Source organism: Pseudomonas putida (assembly GCF_028682395.1).
Classification (GTDB): Bacteria; Pseudomonadota; Gammaproteobacteria; order Pseudomonadales; family Pseudomonadaceae; genus Aquipseudomonas; species Aquipseudomonas putida_AB.
On the sequence record NZ_JANHLC010000001.1, the window covers coordinates 455076 to 471672 of the forward strand.

A 16597-nucleotide genomic window follows, 5' to 3' on the forward strand; every position below is an offset into this window, starting at 1 on the left:
AGATTTTATGCGTCGTGCCCTGCTCTTCGCTTGTGCTCTGCTCGCCCTGCCTGTCGCGCAGGCCGCAGATCTTCAACCCTTCTCCGCCAGCTACACGGCCGACTGGAAGCAGTTGCCCATGAGCGGTACCGCCGAGCGCAGTCTCAAGCCCAATGCCAACGGCACCTGGACCTTGAGCTTCAAGGCCTCGATGATGATTGCCAGCCTGACCGAAGAAAGCACCGTACGCTTCGAGAAGGACACCCTGCTGCCCCAGACCTACCATTTTGAACGTGGCGGTCTGGGCAAGGCTAAAAAAGTCGACCTGGACTTTGACTGGGCCAGCAAGATGATCACCGGTAACGACCGCGGCGACGCAGTCAAGGTCCCACTCAACCGCGGCATCCTCGACAAGTCCACTTACCAGTTGGCGCTGCAGCATGACGTTGCCGCCGGCAAGAAAAGCATGAGCTATCAGGTTATCGACGGCGGCGAAGTCGACACCTATGATTTCCGCGTGCTGGGTTCAGAGAAAGTCGACACCAAGGCTGGGCAGATCGATGCGATCAAGGTCGAGCGTGTACGCGACCCGACGCAAAGCAAGCGTATTACCGTCCTCTGGTTCGCCAAGGACTGGGACTACCTGCTGGTGCGCCTGCAGCAAGTCGAAACCGACGGCAAGGAGTACAACATCATGCTTCTGGACGGTACGGTCGACGGCAAGTCGGTCAAAGGTAGCTGAGACAGGGTTTTATAAACCCTACCCAGAGCGGCAAAAAAGCCCGGTATCTTTCGATACCGGGCTTTTTTATATTCGCGGAGGAAGATCCAACCAGTCTCCAGAGACCGCGGAAACCTCCAGGCCTCCGCCAGAGATGACTGCCTTGCAGTAGGACTTTCCCAAGAGAAATATAGGCTCTTTGAGAGAAAGAGACTTCTTTGATTATTACCTTCTTGCCACTCGCAAACACCTTAATGCCTACGCCAGCTCCCTATAAAAACCAAAATCAAACAAAACACAGCCACACTTCGTTTATTACAAAGATCACACCGCAAAGAAACCAATAAAAAACTTATATTCAACGTTAAACAACAAGCCTTTGGCAGGCTGCACTTTCGTACAGCCTGCCAAGCGCATTACCTGCAGAACTTAACCATCAGTTCTGCAAAGCGGCCTGTTGCACCCCATTGATCGGGATACGTTTGGCCTTGGCCTCTTCAGGCACAACCCGCAGCAGGTCGATATTCAACAGACCATTGCTCAGGCCGGCCGACTTGACCTCGATATGGTCAGCCAGGCGGAACGACAGCTTGAATGCCCGTTGGGCAATGCCCTGGTGCAGATAGGTGATGCTCTCGGGAGAGGCTTCACGTTTGCCACCGCTAATGGTCAATACACCGTTCTCGACTTGCAACTCCAGGTCTTCCTCGCGGAAACCTGCGGCTGCAACCACAATGCGATATTGATCATCGGCATGTTTTTCAACGTTGTAGGGCGGATAGCTGCTGCCTGGCTCATTACGCATTGCAGTTTCGAACAAGTCATTAAAGCGATCGAAACCCACGGAAGAACGAAACAGTGGCGCCATGGAAAATGCATTGGTCATGATAAGTCTCCTGATAGTCAGCGAGTATTTGTCTCCGCGACCCGAGTTCGGCATCGCGTACTCCCTAGATAGGGACCGACAAACACTTTTCAAGAGTCTTTTCGCAGATTTTTTTCAGCTCTTTTCACTCAACGGCGAAAACACTCAAGCCGCTTGCCCTTCATGGCAGAACACTCGCCCTACTCTACTCAAAACGCAGCAATACCCCGCCAACTCGCAATACACAGCAGCCAACCGAGACAGCCCAAGCCAGGCAGTTCGGCTGAAAGACAGGACATAAAAAACCCGATGCCGGCATTTCTGGCATCGGGTTTCGATGTGCCCCCTCGAGCTTGAACACTCGAGCGAAGTGCCAGGCCAATGACCTGGCTGCTCGCTATGCGCCGATTACCACATCAGGTCATCGGGGATCTGGTAGGCCGCGTACGGATCATCCTCGTCCGGCGCCTCAGTCGGCGTGTTGAGCTGCACGATACGCCGTGGGTCGCGCTCCTGGATCTTCAGCGCCGCTTCACGGGGAATCACTTCGTAGCCGCCGCCATGTTGGACGATCGCCAACGAGCCGCTGCTGAGCTTGTCGCGCATCAAGGCATTGACCGACAGGCGCTTGACCTTCTTGTCATCGACAAAGTTGTAGTAGTCCTCGGTGGTCAGCTTTGGCAGGCGCGACACTTCGATCAACTGCTTGATCTGGGCGGCCTTGGCCTTCTGCTCGGCCTTTTCCTGCTGCTGACGGTTGAGCTCCTGGTCACGCTTGACCTTCTCCGCCTGGGCTTCCTGGGCGGCCCGCTGTTGCGAGTCGTCCAGCTCGATCTGACCTTTATGGGCCAGGCGTTGCTGCTTCTGCTTGTCTTTGCCGACCTGTTTGGCCTGCTTCTGGTTGACCAGGCCTGCTTTGAGCAACTGGTCGCGAAGGGAAATGCTCATGGTGCTTACTCACTTGGGCAACGGCTCAGCCACAGCTGGGCAAATTCTTTTCCTGACGCTTGGCTTCACCCCACAGGGCGTCCAAGTCTTCGAGGGTGCAATCTTCAATCGGACGATGGGTGTCGCGCAATGCCTGTTCGATAAATCGGAAGCGACGGTCGAACTTGGCATTCGCCCCCCGCAGGGCCGACTCAGGGTCGACCTTGAGGTGCCGGGCCAGGTTGACCACCACAAACAACAGATCACCGATCTCTTCCTCTATCGCCGGCTGGTCGTTGTCGGCCATGGCCTCCAACACCTCGTCCAGCTCTTCGCGCACCTTGTCGACCACCGGCAGTGCCGCCGGCCAGTCAAAGCCGACCTGGGCCGCACGCTTTTGTAACTTCGCCGCTCGGGACAATGCAGGCAACGCCAAAGGCACATCCTCCAGCAACGAGAGCTGCTGCGGAGCGTCGGCTTTTTCCGCACGCTCCTCGGCCTTGATCTGGTCCCAGCGCTGCTTGACCTGCTCTTCGCTCAGACGTGGCTGGTCCGGCGGCGCATACAGGTCACCCGTAGGAAACACATGGGGATGCCGGCGAATCAATTTACGGGTGATGCTGTCGACCACGCCGTCGAACTCGAAACGTCCCTCCTCACGCGCCAGTTGGCTGTAGTACACCACCTGGAACAGCAGGTCACCCAGCTCGCCCTGCAGGTGCGCCAGGTCGCCGCTCTCAATGGCATCAGCGACCTCGTAGGCCTCTTCCAGGGTGTAGGGCACAAGGCTGGCGTAAGTCTGTCGGATATCCCACGGACAGCCATATTGCGGATCCCGCAGCCGCGCCATCAGGTGCAGCAGGTCTTCAAGGCTATACATCGGTTGGTCTCTTGGAAGCTGTCCTTTTGGGTTCGCGATGGGAATGAAGTCGCTTCACCCCCAATCGCGAACCCGCTGGCGCCTAAACAAATACGGATTTCAGGGCGTGCGGTTGCGTCGCGTCTCGATAATGTTCGGCAACTGCGAGATACGTCCGAGCAATCGGCCCAGGGCGTCGAGCCCCGGGATCTCGATGGTCAGCGACATCAGCGCGGTGTTGTCCTCCTTGTTGGAGCGGGTATTGACCGCCAACACGTTGATCCGCTCGTTGAGCAAGACCTGGGAGACGTCCCGCAGCAACCCGGAACGGTCGTAGGCACGAATCACGATATCCACCGGGTAGGTCGACACCGGCACCGGGCCCCAGCTGACCTGGATGATCCGCTCGGGCTCACGACCGCCCAGTTGCAGCACCGACGCACAGTCCTGGCGGTGAATACTGACGCCACGCCCCTGGGTGATGTAGCCGACAATGGCATCGCCCGGTAACGGCTGGCAGCAGCCCGCCATCTGGGTCATCAGGTTGCCGACCCCTTGGATCTGGATATCGCCGCGCTTGCCCGGCTTGTACCCCGTCGCTTTGCGCGGAATCAGCTCCAGCTGTTCGCTGCCGCGTTCCGGCTCGACCAATTGCTGCGCCAGGTTGACCAATTGCGCCAGGCGCAGGTCACCAGCACCCAGGGCCGCGTACATATCCTCGGCGGTGCGCATGTTGGCCTTTTCGGCCAGCTTGTCGAAATCGACCTGCGGCAGGTCCAGGCGGCCCAATTCGCGTTCGAGCAGGGTCTTGCCCGCCGCGACGTTCTGGTCTCGCGCCTGCAGCTTGAACCAATGAACGATCTTCGCCCGAGCCCTCGAGGTGGTGACATAGCCCAGGTTCGGGTTCAACCAGTCGCGACTCGGCGTACCGTGCTTGCTGGTGATGATCTCGACCTGCTCACCGGTCTGCAGGCTGTAGTTGAGCGGCACGATACGCCCGTTGATCTTGGCGCCCCGGCAGTTGTGGCCGATCTCGGTGTGGACACGGTAGGCGAAGTCCAGCGGCGTCGCGCCCTTGGGCAGGTCAATGGCATGGCCATCCGGGGTAAAGATATACACCCGATCCGGTTCGATATCGACGCGCAACTGGTCGGCCAGGCCGCCGATGTCGCCCAGTTCCTCGTGCCATTCAAGGACCTGGCGCAGCCAGGAGATCTTCTCTTCGTAGTGATTGGACCCGGACTTGACGTCGGTGCCCTTGTAGCGCCAGTGCGCGCAGACGCCCAGCTCGGCTTCCTCGTGCATGGCATGCGTGCGGATCTGGACTTCCAGCACCTTGCCCTCGGGACCGATCACCGCCGTATGCAACGAGCGATAGCCGTTCTCCTTGGGGTTGGCGATGTAGTCGTCGAACTCCTTGGGAATATGGCGCCACAGGGTGTGGACGATACCCAGCGCGGTGTAGCAGTCGCGCATTTCCGGGACCAGTACCCGCAACGCGCGCACATCGTAGATCTGGCTGAAGGCCAGGCCCTTGCGCTGCATTTTTCGCCAGATCGAATAGATATGCTTGGCCCGGCCACTGATATCGGCCTTGACCCCGGTCGCCAGCAACTCATGTTCGAGTTGGCTCATCACATCGCTGATAAACCGCTCGCGGTCGAGTCGGCGCTCATGCAGCAACTTGGCGATCTGCTTGTACTGCTCAGGCTCCAGGTAGCGAAAGGACAAATCCTCCAGCTCCCACTTGATATGCCCGATGCCCAGGCGGTGAGCCAGGGGTGCATAGATATCGAAGACTTCCCGGGCCACCCGGTCGCGCTTTTCGTCGTCGGCATTCTTTACCGCGCGAATTGCGCAGGTGCGCTCGGCGAGCTTGATCAGCGCGACGCGCACGTCATCGACCATGGCCACCAGCATCTTGCGCAGGTTTTCCACCTGCCCCTGGGTGCCCAGCACCAGCGATTGCCGCGGGCTGAGACTGGCACTGATCGCTGCCATGCGCAGCACACCGTCGATCAGCTTGGCCACCACCGAACCGAAGCGCTGGCTGACGGCGGGTAACTGGATCTGTCCTTCGCGCACGCCGCGATAAAGGATCGCGGCGACCAACGAGTCCTGGTCGAGCTTGAGATCGGCGAGGATCTCGGCGATTTCCAACCCGGTGCTGAAACTCGAGGTGCCATCGGCCCACAGGTTCTTCGCCGCGTTGGCTTGTTGTTCCGCTTGCCTGGCGAATTCGCAGGCTTCCTTCAAGGCTTCACGGTCCAGCGCCGGGTCGACACTGACCGCATGATCGAGCCATGCCTCGAGATTGATACTGCCGTCGGTGTTGATCGGCTGGTGTGCTCTCACCTGTACCATCTTGCTTACCTTCCCTACGACGCAGATTCAATGCGTCAAAATCACTGACCTTCGTTGCAATCAGATTCCGGCCAGGCTGTAGCCGCAATCATCAGGTCGTGCGAGAGCAACTGTTCCTGCACGCCCCGACCGTTGCAGGTCAGTCGGACTAGACGAGCATCCTAGCTCGCTTCGAATAACGCCATCGCCTCGACATGCGCTGTCTGGGGAAACATATCGAGGATTGCGGCACGTTTTAACCGGTAGCCCTGCTTGATCAATTCAACCGTGTCGCGTGCCAGCGTAGCCGGGTTGCACGACACATAAACCAGTCGCTTGGCACCCAGGGTCGTGAGCTGGCTCACCACCTCGAAGGCACCGTCTCGCGGTGGGTCCAAGAGTACCGCAGAAAAGCCCCCGGCGACCCAGTCGGCAGCACCCAGCGGCTGCGATAAATCGGCCTGAAAAAACCGAACATTATGCAAATTATTACTAAGCGCGTTGGCCTCGGCCCTTTCGACCATGGTCTGCACGCCTTCTACCGCCACCACTTCGCTGACCTGCTGGGCCAGCGGCAAGGCAAAATTACCCAGGCCACAGAACAGATCCAGCACCCGTTCGTGGGGCTGGGGCTGCAGCCACTCCAGTGCCTGCGCAACCATGGCTTCATTGACCCCGGCGTTGACCTGGACAAAATCCCCCGGCCGATAAGCCAGTTGCAGATTCCACGACTCCAGGCGATAGCCCAGGGGCTGGCTGGCATCGTCAGGCTCGGGCGAACCTTCACCGTGCAACCACAGCTGCGCCTGATGCTGCTCGCAGAACTGACGCAACACCTGCAGGTCGCCTTCCGACAGCGCGGCCATATGCCGTAGCAGCAAGGCGATGGCCGAGCCGCTGAACAACTCGACATGCCCCAGTGCCTGCGGTTTGCTCAGGCGTCGCAACATCGACGGCAACTCGCGCATGATGGGCTGCAAGGCTTGTACCAGCACCGGGCAATCGTCGATAGCGACAATGTCCTGGCTGGACGCGGCCCGAAACCCCACGGCCAGGTGTTTGGCCTTGGCGTCCCAGCGCACCGCGACCCGGGCCCGGCGCCGATAGCCGAATTCGGGACCACTCAAAGGCGCGGCCCACTCCTGCGGCTCAACACCCGCGACCCGCGACAATTGCTCGGCGAGCATGCGCTGTTTCAGGGCAAGTTGGTCGGTATGGGGCAGGTGCTGCACATTGCAACCGCCGCAACGACCGGCATGGGCACAGGGCGCCGGGCGCCGGGCACTGCTGGCCAGCAGGACGCGCTCGGCGCGGGCGTCAACGATCTTGCCATGGGCGGCCAACACCCGTGCCTCGACCTCTTCGCCCGCCAGGGCACCAGCGACAAACCAGGTGCGGCCCTCGACAAAGGCAATGCCGCGACCGTCGCCAGCCAGGCGCTCAATACTCAGGCGCTGCTTCTTCCCAACCGGAACCTGCGGGGCACGGCTGCCACCAGCGGGCTGGAAGCGCAGGCCTCTCTCATGCTTGGCCATCAGTTGGACGCATCGTAGACGCCGGTCGACAGATAACGGTCGCCTCGGTCACAGATAATCGCGACCATCACCGCGTTCTCGACTTCCCGGGACAGGCGCAGCATGGCTGCCACCGCACCACCGGAAGAGACGCCGCAGAAAATCCCTTCTTCGCGGGCCAGGCGCCGCGTGACATCCTCGGCTTCCTGCTGGGCCATATCGACAATGCGATCGACCCGCTCGGCCTGGTAGATTTTCGGCAGGTATTCCTGGGGCCAGCGACGGATCCCCGGGATCGCCGAGCCTTCCATCGGTTGCAAGCCGATGATCTGCACGTCGGGATTCTGCTCCTTGAGGTAGCGCGAAACCCCCATGATGGTGCCGGTGGTGCCCATGGAACTGATGAAGTGGGTGATGCTGCCAGCCGTCTGGCGCCAGATCTCCGGGCCGGTGCTGGTGTAGTGCGCCACCGGGTTGTCACCATTGGCGAACTGGTCGAGCACTTTGCCACGGCCCTCGGCCTCCATGCGCTGTGCCAGGTCGCGAGCGCCTTCCATCCCCTCTTCCTGGGACACCAGGATCAGTTCGGCGCCATAGGCGGTCATGGCAGCCTTGCGCTCGGCGCTGGAATTGTCCGGCATGATCAGGATCATCCGGTAACCCTTGATCGCCGCGGCCATGGCCAGGGCAATCCCGGTATTACCCGAAGTGGCTTCGATCAGCGTGTCGCCGGCCTGGATCTGCCCGCGCAACTCGGCGCGGGTAATCATCGACAGGGCCGGACGATCCTTGACCGAACCGGCCGGATTGTTCCCTTCGAGCTTGAGCAGCAGGGTATTGCTGGTGGCGCCGGGCAGGCGCTGCAAACGAACCAGCGGGGTGTTGCCGACGCAATCGGCGATGGTGGGGTACTGCAAGGTCATGGCGTATTCGCAATCCAGACTGCGGGGCCGCCTATCATACCGGCAAACGCTGACGGCCCATATCACGCAAAGTACGAGGCTTATGGCTAAACGTTATAAGTGCTGCCCGCGGGTTCCGCCGCCGGCAGGCGCATGTTCAGACGCAGCCCCTGCCCGGTGTTCTCGGCCCACAGTGCCCCGCCCTGGCGCTGCAAGGCGTTGCGCGCGATGCTCAGGCCCAGCCCGAAACCACCGTCGCCAGGGCGTGAGCCGTCAAGCCGGGTAAAGGGCGCAAAGATCCGCTCCAGATCCGCCTCGGCCACCCCGCCACCCTGATCCTCCAACCATAGATGCCAGTAGTCACCCTCGCGACGACCATCCAGGCGCACCACCCCACCCGGCGGAGAATGACGAATGGCATTGCGCAAGCTGTTTTCCAGGGCCTGGGCCAGGCTGTTCAAATGGCCATAAACCCAGCAATCGGCGACTACCGCGCACTGCAGTTGTTCGAGCGTCCAGCCGGTTTCAAAACTGGCGTTTTCCGCCAGCATGTCCCACAAGGCCTGAATTTGGATCGCTTCCTGGGGCAGCGGCGCCAGCTCGGTATCGAGCCACGCCAGTTGCAGGGTGTCCTCGACCAAGCGCTGCATGCCGTCCACTTCCCGGGCAATACGCTCACGCAGCGCCGGCAGGTCCTGCTCGCTTTCACTGGCCACGCGCAGGCGGCTCAAAGGGGTGCGCAGCTCATGGGACAAGTCGCGCAACAGTTGCTGCTGCAAGGCCACGGTACTCTGCAACCGCTCGGACATCTGGTCGAATGCCCGCCCCAGCTCTCCCAACTCGTCCTGACGGCTGGTGGTTTGCGCCGAGAGCCGGGTACTCAACTGGTCGGCCCGCCAGGCGTTGGCCTGCTCGCGCAGATGGTTGAGCGGCATGATCAGCAAACGATACAGGCCGACACACAGCAGCAACGTGAAAAAGCCGGGGATCACGCCATTGGTCACCATCCGCCAGAACAACTGGTAACGCCCCGGCATAAAGCGTTGCGGCAGCTCGATCACCAGGCTGCCGAGCGTCGAGTCGTTGGGAAATGGCACTTTCAACCACGGCAGTCCACGGGTATGCCGGCTGACCGGCCAATCGACGCCGCGCAAAAAGGTCAAGCGCTGGGTCTGCAACTCATTTAAGGGCAAGCTGGCAAGGGACTGCAGGTCATGGCCGACCACGCCGATCCAGGTGCCCTCGCCTTGGCGCACGCGCTCCAGCCAAGCATCGATGCCGCTTTCACCGCCCTGCTTCCACGCTTCCTCGGCCTGGGCCGCATAGTCGCGCAACGTCTGGCGCGCATGATCGGACAGGTAGGCGTCCTGCTGCTCCAGGTAGCGCCCCCAGTACCAACTGAGCCAAACCATCAGGACGCAGAAGGCAACCAGCAGGCAGGCCAGTTTCCAGAAAAGCGAATGACGGCCCGGTAATCTAGCGCTCATCGCTGGCACTCAGGACATAGCCCTTGCCCCAGACCGTGCGCACTTCACGCTGGCTGTAGCCCAGGGCCTTGAGCTTGCGACGGATCTGGCTGATATGCATATCCAGGCTGCGATCATGGGCGGCAAAACCGCGCTGCAGCACATGCTGATAAAGAAACGCCTTGCTCAGCACTTCGTGCGCATGGCGATTGAGGGTTTCGAGCAGCCGGTATTCGCTGCGGGTCAGGCCCGCCCACTGCCCGTTGTAGCCCGCGTCGCAACGTTCGTCGTCGAGCAGCAGCCCCGGCGTGTCGACCGGTTCCACCGGCGGCATCGAGGGCCCGCCCAGATGCCGACGATCCAGCGCCACCCGACGCAGGATGGCCTCGATGCGCACACGCAACTCGGCCATGCTGAACGGCTTGGGCAAGTAATCATCGGCACCCAGGCGAAACCCACTGATACGGTCCGCCTCGGCCCCCAACGCCGACATCAGGATCACCGGCGTCGAGTGACGCTGGCGCAAATGCGTGAGAATTTCCAGGCCGTGCATGCCTGGCAGCAAGATATCCATCAGCACGACATCGAACACGTCCCGGCGGGCCAGATCCAGGCCCTGGGCGCCGTTCTGGCACCAGGTCACCTCGAAACCGCAACGCCCCAGGTGCTCATGGACGTAGGCGCCCAGCACGGTGTCGTCTTCAATGGTCAGGATACGGGCGGGCACGGCGGATACGGGGATCATTGGCGTCTGCAAATAATTCTCAATCGGTGATTATTCAAGATCGACGGGGCGCAGGCAACTCGACTCTGGTCGTGGGCAATGTCTGTTCCTCACCGATTCACCCTTTTTTTGCGCGCGTGCCCCCCGGTCAAATGGCTACACTGGCGGCTGACGAGCGCAGGACACGCTCGTCCCCCTTGAAATGGCTGTCTGCGGGAGAGTGGCGTGCTGAAGAATCTGGGTATCAAAGGTCGCGTGCTATTGCTGGCGCTGCTGCCCACCAGCCTGATGGCGCTGATCCTCGGCGGCTACTTTTCGTGGCTGCAACAGGCTGACCTGAAAAGCCAATTACTGCATGAAGGCGAAATGATCGCCGAGCAGATGGCCCCCCTGGTTGCGCCGGCCATGGCCAACGACGACGCCAAGGCCCTCGAGCGGATCGCGACCCAGGCCCTGGAGCAACGCGATGTGCGGGCCGTATCACTGCTCGCGGCCGATCGCTCACTACTGGCCCATGCCGGGCCGAGCATGCTCAACCCAGCGCCCACCGGCGACAACCGCCGCATGCTGCTTCGCAGCGGCAATGACGCCACGCGCTATCTGATGCCGGTCTTTGGCCGTCATCGCAATATCGCCGGCCAACCGGTGCCGGATGAATCGGAACGCCTGCTGGGCTGGGTCGAGCTGGAACTGTCCCACACCGGCATGCTGCTCAGCGGCTATCGCAGCCTGTTTGCCAGCCTGCTGCTGATCGCCTTCGGGCTTGGCGCTACCGCGCTGCTGGCCCTGCGCATGAGCCGTACGATCAACCAGCCGATCGAGCAGATCAAACAGGCCGTGGCGCTACTCAAGGACGGCAACCTGCAAACCCGGCTCGATGCGCTCGGCAGCCAGGAACTCGATGAGCTGGCAGCGGGCATCAACCATATGGCCGAGACCCTGCAGAACGCCCAGGAAGAATTGCAGCACAGCATCGACCAGGCCACCGAGGATGTGCGCCAAAACCTGGAAACCATCGAGATCCAGAACATCGAGCTAGACCTGGCTCGCAAGGAAGCGCTGGAGGCCAGCCGGATCAAGTCGGAGTTCCTCGCCAACATGAGCCATGAGATCCGCACCCCGCTCAATGGCATCCTCGGCTTTACCCATCTGCTACAAAAGAGTGAACTGACGCCTCGCCAACTCGACTACCTGAGCACCATCGAGAAGTCCGCCGACAGCCTGCTGGGCATCATCAACGAGATCCTCGACTTCTCCAAGATCGAGGCCGGCAAGCTGGTACTCGACAGCATCCCGTTCAATCTGCGCGACCTGCAGCAGGATACCCTGACCATCCTCGCGCCTGCCGCCCACGCCAAGCAGCTTGAACTGGTCAGCCTGGTCTACCGCGACACGCCACTGTCGCTGATCGGCGACCCCTTGCGACTCAAGCAGATCCTCACCAACCTGGTCAGCAACGCGATCAAGTTCACCCGCGAGGGCACGATCGTCGTGCGCGCCATGCTCGAAGACGAGCAGGAAGACAACGTGCAATTGCGCATCAGCGTCCAGGACACGGGTATCGGCCTGTCCAACCAGGATGTGCGTACGCTGTTCCAGGCCTTCAGCCAGGCGGACAATTCCCTGGCCCGGCAGCCGGGTGGCACTGGCCTGGGACTGGTGATCTCCAAACGCCTGATCGAACAGATGGGCGGCGAAATCGGCGTCGACAGCAGCCCCGGCCAGGGCTCGGAGTTCTGGATCAGCCTGACCCTGCCCAAAACCCGCAGCGATGCCGAAGATCTGCCCACACCGCCGCTGCTTGGGCGTCGCGTCGCGGTGCTGGAAAGCCATGAGCTGGCACGCCAGGCCTTGCAACACCAGTTGGAGGATTGCGGGCTGCAGGTCAGCCCGTTCACCACCCTGGACAACCTGCTCAATGGCGTGACCAGTGCTCACCAGACGGCGCAGCCCATTGACCTGGCAGTCCTGGGCATGACCGCCAACGAGATGCCGCCTGAACGCCTCAACCAATGCATCTGGGACCTCGAACACCTGGGCTGCAAGGCGTTGGTCCTGTGCCCGACCACCGAACAGACGCTGTTCCAGGTGGCAGTGCCCAACCCCCACAGCCAGCTCCAGGCCAAGCCGGCCTGCACCCGCAAACTGCGCCGCGCCCTGGCGGACCTGGTTCATCCCGGCCCCAGCCGGCCAAGCCCCAGCGAACCGTTGTCCAGCCGCGCGCCACGGATACTGTGCGTCGACGACAACCCGGCCAACCTGCTGCTGGTCCAGACCCTGCTCGAAGACATCGGCGCCCAGGTCACGGCGGTCGACAGTGGCTTCGCGGCCATCCAGGCCGTGCACCAGGAAGCCTTCGACCTGGTGCTGATGGATGTGCAGATGCCTGGCATGGATGGCCGCCAATGCACCGAAGCGATCCGGCTCTGGGAAGAAGGACGGTCCGGCAACCCGCTGCCCATCGTCGCGCTGACCGCCCACGCCATGGCCAATGAAAAACGCGCCCTGCTGCAGAGCGGCATGGACGACTACCTGACCAAGCCCATCAGCGAGCGCCAGTTGGCCCAGGTGGTCCTTAAATGGACGGGCCTGGCCTTGCGCAACCAGGCACCGGACCTGGGTGGCGAACCCGTACGCCAGGGCGGTGAGCTGCGTGTCCTTGACCCCGAGGAAGGGCTGCGCCTGGCAGCGGGCAAGGCTGACCTGGCTGCCGATATGCTGGCAATGCTGCTGGCCTCCCTGAACGCCGATCGGCAGGCCATTCGCCAGTCCCGCGAGGCGAATGACCGCCTGGCCTTGATCGAAAGGGTTCATCGCTTGCACGGTGCCACCCGCTATTGTGGCGTGCCGCAACTGCGCGCCGCCTGCCTGCGTAGCGAGACGCTGCTCAAGCAGGACGACCCCGGTGCCATGGCCGCCCTCGAAGAGCTCGATATCGCCATCTCCCGGCTGACCAGCGAGGCGCGTGTCAGCGCCTGACCTGGCGCAAGCCGTGTCACAGCGCCGGCCGCTAGACTGTCGGCGTTCATTAAAAGGAAAGCCCTAATGCGTGCCATTCTGTTCAGCAGCCAGACCTATGATCGCGACAGTTTCCTGGCTGCCCAACAACCCGCCGGACTCGAACTACATTTCCAACCCGCACGCCTGAGCCTGGATACGGTTGCCCTGGCCGAGCGCCATGAGGTGGTCTGCCCCTTTATCAACGACGACCTGAGCGCCCCAGTGCTTGAACAGCTGGCAGCCGGTGGAACGCAATTGATCGCACTGCGCTCCGCCGGCTACAACCATGTCGACCTGCTGGCCGCCAAGCGCCTGGGCCTTGAGGTCGTGCGTGTCCCGGCCTATTCCCCCCACGCCGTGGCCGAGCATGCCGTCGCCCTGATCCTCGCCCTCAACCGTCGTCTGCACCGCGCTTACAACCGCACCCGCGAAGGCGATTTCAGCCTCCACGGGCTCACTGGTTTCGACCTGGTAGGTAAGACCGTCGGGGTGATTGGTACCGGCCAGATTGGCGCGACGTTCGCGCGGATCATGGCCGGCTTCGGTTGCGAACTCCTGGCCTACGACCCCTTCCCCAATCCGGAAGTCGTGGCCCTGGGCGCACGCTACCTGAGCCTGCGCGAGGTGCTGGAGCAGTCACGCATCATCAGCCTGCACTGCCCGTTGACCGCTGAAAGCAAACACCTGATCAACCGTGACTCCTTGGCCCACTTGCAGCCGGGCGCCATGCTGATCAACACCGGTCGTGGCGGCCTGGTCGACACACCGGCCCTGATCGACGCGCTCAAGGAAGGTCAGTTGGGCTATCTGGGGCTGGATGTCTACGAGGAGGAGGCGCAGCTGTTTTTCGAGGACCGTTCAGATCTCCCCCTACAGGATGATGTGCTGGCGCGCCTGCTGACATTTCCCAACGTTATCGTCACTGCTCACCAGGCCTTTCTGACCCATGAAGCGCTCGGGGCCATCGCCGAGACGACCCTGGGCAACATTGCCGACTGGGCCGCCGGCAAGGTGCGCAATCGGGTCTAACTGCCCGCCAACGTGCTGGCGTATTTCCCCAAAGCGATAAGCCCCATCCAGGAGAATCCCAACACACGCTGCGTCGTGGTATGGCCCTTGCGCAGCAGAAACCAGACGAACACCGGCGGTAGTAAAAAGATCGCCAGCCCCAGCCATAGGGGGACCGAGCGCTTGGCACCCTGGGCATCAGTTGAATCGACAGTTTGTGCGGGAGCCGTCATTGCGGGAAGAGGGCTATGGTCTGGCGGTGTCGGTAATGGAATCTGGACCAAGCGGGCCGGGGCCGGTGCAGCGACAGCAACTTCAGCCGGGTCCGCCGACACCCCGGTGTCAGTGACGGGCGCAGAGGGAGCACTGACAGCCGGCACCGGTAAAGGGATCTGTACGACGCGGCCCTGGAGCGGTGCAACGACAGCAGTATCAGGCGTATCGGCCGGCTTTGCGGCGGCAGTGACCTCATCCGTGGAGACGCGGGCGGGCGGCAACGGCGTCTGTACGGCACTGGCCTGGAGCGGTGCAACAGTGGCGACCTTAGGAAGGTCGGCCAGCGCTGCGGCCGCAATCACATCCCCCATGGAAAAGCTGACTGACGGCGCCGAGTTCGACGCTGTGCTGGTAGGTATCGTACCTGCGCCGGCGAATCCAGGCTTGTCGGCCGCCTGCGCCGCATTGGCGGCTACCTGGGCTAGAGAAAAATTGACTGCCGATAGAATTTCCGGCGTCAATCCGCTCCCGGCAAGTCCTGCAACCGCAAAATCCGGATTGCCATTGGCTTGCATGGCGCTCTCGACCCCTGCCGAGGCCAAGGTCAGCAGGTGGGCCGGGACCTCTTCTCCAACTTCGTAAGTCCGCTCGCTAGACTTGCCATCAGCCAGCCTGATGCTCTCGAGTGCAGCGTCCGTCATCGCCTGTACAGAGGCTGGAACATTATCTCCAGGGCCATAGGTCTGTGTGGAAGAGGTGTGCGACTCGAAACTGGGAGGCGTTGTCGAGGCTTGCGCAGAAGCCAACGCCTCATTCAAAGCATTACGCACTTGGGGATCGCTCAGCCCATGCATCGAGAGCAAGGACTCATCCATCAGCATCACGCCCCCCAGCTCCGGCTTGGCAGCTGCAGCGGCCGCCGGCTTGGCATTCGCCCCGGGCATCGCCGCACCACAATGAATACACGCCGACGCCACCGAACTGATGGACCGCTTGCATCCTGCACACTGAATCAACGCCATGTTCATTCCTCAATAACATCAGTGTGCGAGTGTGCCAGCTTGCCGAGGGGCGCGTCACGGACCGGCTGCACCAGATCGAAGGTCACAACGCCCTGCCATCTTCCCGGGATCTGCGTGCTAGCATACCGAGCCTATTTGGAGGACCCATGGTCGAACACGATTTCCGCTACAGCCTGATGAGCCCGCAACATACCCTGATCGAATGCCGCAACCTGGTGCCCGGTCGTTACCAGGTCACGGGCAACGGTGGCTCGATCCGTATTGGCGATGTACTGCTGGTGACCCTCAAGGGCAGCCGTGACCTGTCCATGCGCCTGACCGTCGAGACCGTTCGCCACCTGATCAATCCCCGCGGCCAATGGGTCGCCGTGGCCAGTGGCCCGGTGTTTGGCGAGCTGGCGATTCACCAGTGGGAAGTCAATTGCGACAGCTGCGCCAAGACCCTGAGCTTCGAGTTCGCGGTCGACAGCAAGCTCGGCAACAAGGCCCAAAAGCCTGCTGCCACTGCGCGTATCGCCGAGCTGGGCTGGGCCAGCCAGGGCGAAAAACACCTGTGCCCAGCGTGCCAGGAGGCAAAATAATGCGCCATGCGCTACTGCTCTGCGGTCTCGCGGCCGGCCTGGTCGGCTGCGCCGCCGAGCCGGTCAAGCTGCAGCAGGATAAAAGCTATGTGTTGGAATGGATCGGCGAGCGGCCCCTGATCGATTACAGCCACCTGACCGTCACCCTTGGCAGCGATGGCCGGGCCTACGGCAATGGCGGCTGCAATCACTGGTTTGCGCCCTACACACTGGACGGCAACACACTCAGCTTCGGCAAGGTCGGCAGCACGCGCAAACTCTGTGCGCCAGCCCTGATGGAGCAGGAGCGACGCTTTCTCCAGGCGCTGGAAACCGTGCAGCGCTGGGATATCTCCCCCATCGACCAGATGCGTTTCTGGCCTGCCCAGGGCAAGCCGTTGCGCCTGTGGCTCGAAGAAGGCTGAGCCGCCCGGCCTGATGGCCGGAATGAGCGTGCTCGCGATCTTTGCAGGCGTTGCAAAGCGTCGCCA

14 protein-coding genes are annotated in these 16597 nt (G+C 61.8%); 5 read left to right on the plus strand and 9 right to left on the minus strand.

What is annotated here, in order from left to right:
- The first annotated feature begins 7 nt into the window (after window positions 1–7).
- The gene (locus tag NPS46_RS02155) at window positions 8–721 is read left to right on the plus strand and encodes a DUF3108 domain-containing protein (protein WP_274104740.1); all 714 of its coding nucleotides are present in this window, start codon (window positions 8–10) and stop codon (window positions 719–721) included.
- A gap of 415 nt (window positions 722–1136) precedes the next feature.
- Here NPS46_RS02155 and NPS46_RS02160 read toward each other — a convergent pair whose 3' ends face one another.
- From NPS46_RS02160 to NPS46_RS02195, 8 genes are all read right to left on the minus strand, one after another.
- The gene (locus NPS46_RS02160; RefSeq protein WP_274104741.1) at window positions 1137–1586 is read right to left on the minus strand and encodes an Hsp20 family protein; all 450 of its coding nucleotides are present in this window, start codon (window positions 1584–1586) and stop codon (window positions 1137–1139) included.
- Between the two features lie 387 nt (window positions 1587–1973).
- The gene (locus NPS46_RS02165) at window positions 1974–2513 is read right to left on the minus strand and encodes a DUF2058 domain-containing protein (RefSeq protein ID WP_274104742.1); all 540 of its coding nucleotides are present in this window, start codon (window positions 2511–2513) and stop codon (window positions 1974–1976) included.
- A gap of 25 nt (window positions 2514–2538) precedes the next feature.
- A complete protein-coding gene (gene mazG / locus NPS46_RS02170) occupies window positions 2539–3372 on the minus strand; it encodes a nucleoside triphosphate pyrophosphohydrolase (RefSeq protein WP_274104743.1) in 834 nt (277 codons plus the stop codon).
- Between the two features lie 99 nt (window positions 3373–3471).
- Entirely contained in the window at window positions 3472–5715 is a 2244-nt protein-coding gene (relA, locus tag NPS46_RS02175; RefSeq protein WP_274104744.1) for a GTP diphosphokinase, read from the minus strand.
- A gap of 161 nt (window positions 5716–5876) precedes the next feature.
- Window positions 5877–7229, minus strand: a complete 1353-nt coding sequence (rlmD, locus tag NPS46_RS02180) for a 23S rRNA (uracil(1939)-C(5))-methyltransferase RlmD (RefSeq protein WP_274104745.1) — start codon at window positions 7227–7229, stop codon at window positions 5877–5879.
- The gene (gene cysM / locus NPS46_RS02185) at window positions 7229–8131 is read right to left on the minus strand and encodes a cysteine synthase CysM (protein ID WP_274104746.1); all 903 of its coding nucleotides are present in this window, start codon (window positions 8129–8131) and stop codon (window positions 7229–7231) included. The genes rlmD and cysM overlap by 1 nt, the downstream gene beginning before the upstream one ends.
- Window positions 8132–8217: 86 nt before the next feature.
- Window positions 8218–9597, minus strand: a complete 1380-nt coding sequence (locus NPS46_RS02190) for a sensor histidine kinase (protein WP_274104747.1) — start codon at window positions 9595–9597, stop codon at window positions 8218–8220.
- Window positions 9587–10321, minus strand: coding sequence for a response regulator transcription factor (locus NPS46_RS02195; RefSeq protein WP_274104748.1), 735 nt, complete (start codon window positions 10319–10321; stop codon window positions 9587–9589). Before NPS46_RS02195 ends, NPS46_RS02190 begins: the two co-directional genes overlap by 11 nt.
- 204 nt (window positions 10322–10525) lie before the next feature.
- On the opposite strand from NPS46_RS02195, the gene NPS46_RS02200 reads away from it, so the two are divergent.
- Both NPS46_RS02200 and NPS46_RS02205 read left to right on the plus strand, forming a co-directional pair.
- Entirely contained in the window at window positions 10526–13279 is a 2754-nt protein-coding gene (locus tag NPS46_RS02200; RefSeq protein ID WP_274104749.1) for a response regulator, read from the plus strand.
- Between the two features lie 66 nt (window positions 13280–13345).
- On the plus strand, window positions 13346–14329 hold the full coding sequence (locus NPS46_RS02205) for a 2-hydroxyacid dehydrogenase (RefSeq protein ID WP_274104750.1): 984 nt from the start codon (window positions 13346–13348) through the stop codon (window positions 14327–14329).
- Here the strand turns inward: NPS46_RS02205 and NPS46_RS02210 are convergent.
- Window positions 14326–15546, minus strand: a complete 1221-nt coding sequence (locus tag NPS46_RS02210) for a hypothetical protein (RefSeq protein WP_274105400.1) — start codon at window positions 15544–15546, stop codon at window positions 14326–14328. The genes NPS46_RS02205 and NPS46_RS02210 overlap by 4 nt on opposite strands.
- Window positions 15547–15692: 146 nt before the next feature.
- Here NPS46_RS02210 and NPS46_RS02215 point away from each other — a divergent pair, with 146 nt between their 5' ends.
- Together NPS46_RS02215 and NPS46_RS02220 are read left to right on the plus strand one after the other, a co-directional pair.
- Window positions 15693–16127, plus strand: a complete 435-nt coding sequence (locus NPS46_RS02215) for a hypothetical protein (RefSeq protein WP_274104751.1) — start codon at window positions 15693–15695, stop codon at window positions 16125–16127.
- The gene (locus NPS46_RS02220; RefSeq protein ID WP_274104752.1) at window positions 16127–16531 is read left to right on the plus strand and encodes an META domain-containing protein; all 405 of its coding nucleotides are present in this window, start codon (window positions 16127–16129) and stop codon (window positions 16529–16531) included. The genes NPS46_RS02215 and NPS46_RS02220 overlap by 1 nt, the downstream gene beginning before the upstream one ends.
- Window positions 16532–16597 lie beyond the last annotated feature (66 nt).

Excerpts from the sequence above, each read along its gene's own strand:
- NPS46_RS02155 (WP_274104740.1), top strand. The coding sequence starts at position 8 with ATGCGTCGTGCCCTGCTCTTCGCTTGTGCTCTGCTCGCCCTGCCTGTC.
- NPS46_RS02160 (WP_274104741.1), bottom strand. The coding sequence starts at position 1,586 with ATGACCAATGCATTTTCCATGGCGCCACTGTTTCGTTCTTCCGTGGGT.
- NPS46_RS02165 (WP_274104742.1), bottom strand. The coding sequence starts at position 2,513 with ATGAGCATTTCCCTTCGCGACCAGTTGCTCAAAGCAGGCCTGGTCAAC.
- mazG (WP_274104743.1), bottom strand. The coding sequence starts at position 3,372 with ATGTATAGCCTTGAAGACCTGCTGCACCTGATGGCGCGGCTGCGGGAT.
- relA (WP_274104744.1), bottom strand. The coding sequence starts at position 5,715 with ATGGTACAGGTGAGAGCACACCAGCCGATCAACACCGACGGCAGTATC.
- rlmD (WP_274104745.1), bottom strand. The coding sequence starts at position 7,229 with ATGGCCAAGCATGAGAGAGGCCTGCGCTTCCAGCCCGCTGGTGGCAGC.
- cysM (WP_274104746.1), bottom strand. The coding sequence starts at position 8,131 with ATGACCTTGCAGTACCCCACCATCGCCGATTGCGTCGGCAACACCCCG.
- NPS46_RS02190 (WP_274104747.1), bottom strand. The coding sequence starts at position 9,597 with ATGAGCGCTAGATTACCGGGCCGTCATTCGCTTTTCTGGAAACTGGCC.
- NPS46_RS02195 (WP_274104748.1), bottom strand. The coding sequence starts at position 10,321 with ATGATCCCCGTATCCGCCGTGCCCGCCCGTATCCTGACCATTGAAGAC.
- NPS46_RS02205 (WP_274104750.1), top strand. The coding sequence starts at position 13,346 with ATGCGTGCCATTCTGTTCAGCAGCCAGACCTATGATCGCGACAGTTTC.
- NPS46_RS02210 (WP_274105400.1), bottom strand. The coding sequence starts at position 15,546 with ATGGCGTTGATTCAGTGTGCAGGATGCAAGCGGTCCATCAGTTCGGTG.
- NPS46_RS02215 (WP_274104751.1), top strand. The coding sequence starts at position 15,693 with ATGGTCGAACACGATTTCCGCTACAGCCTGATGAGCCCGCAACATACC.
- NPS46_RS02220 (WP_274104752.1), top strand. The coding sequence starts at position 16,127 with ATGCGCCATGCGCTACTGCTCTGCGGTCTCGCGGCCGGCCTGGTCGGC.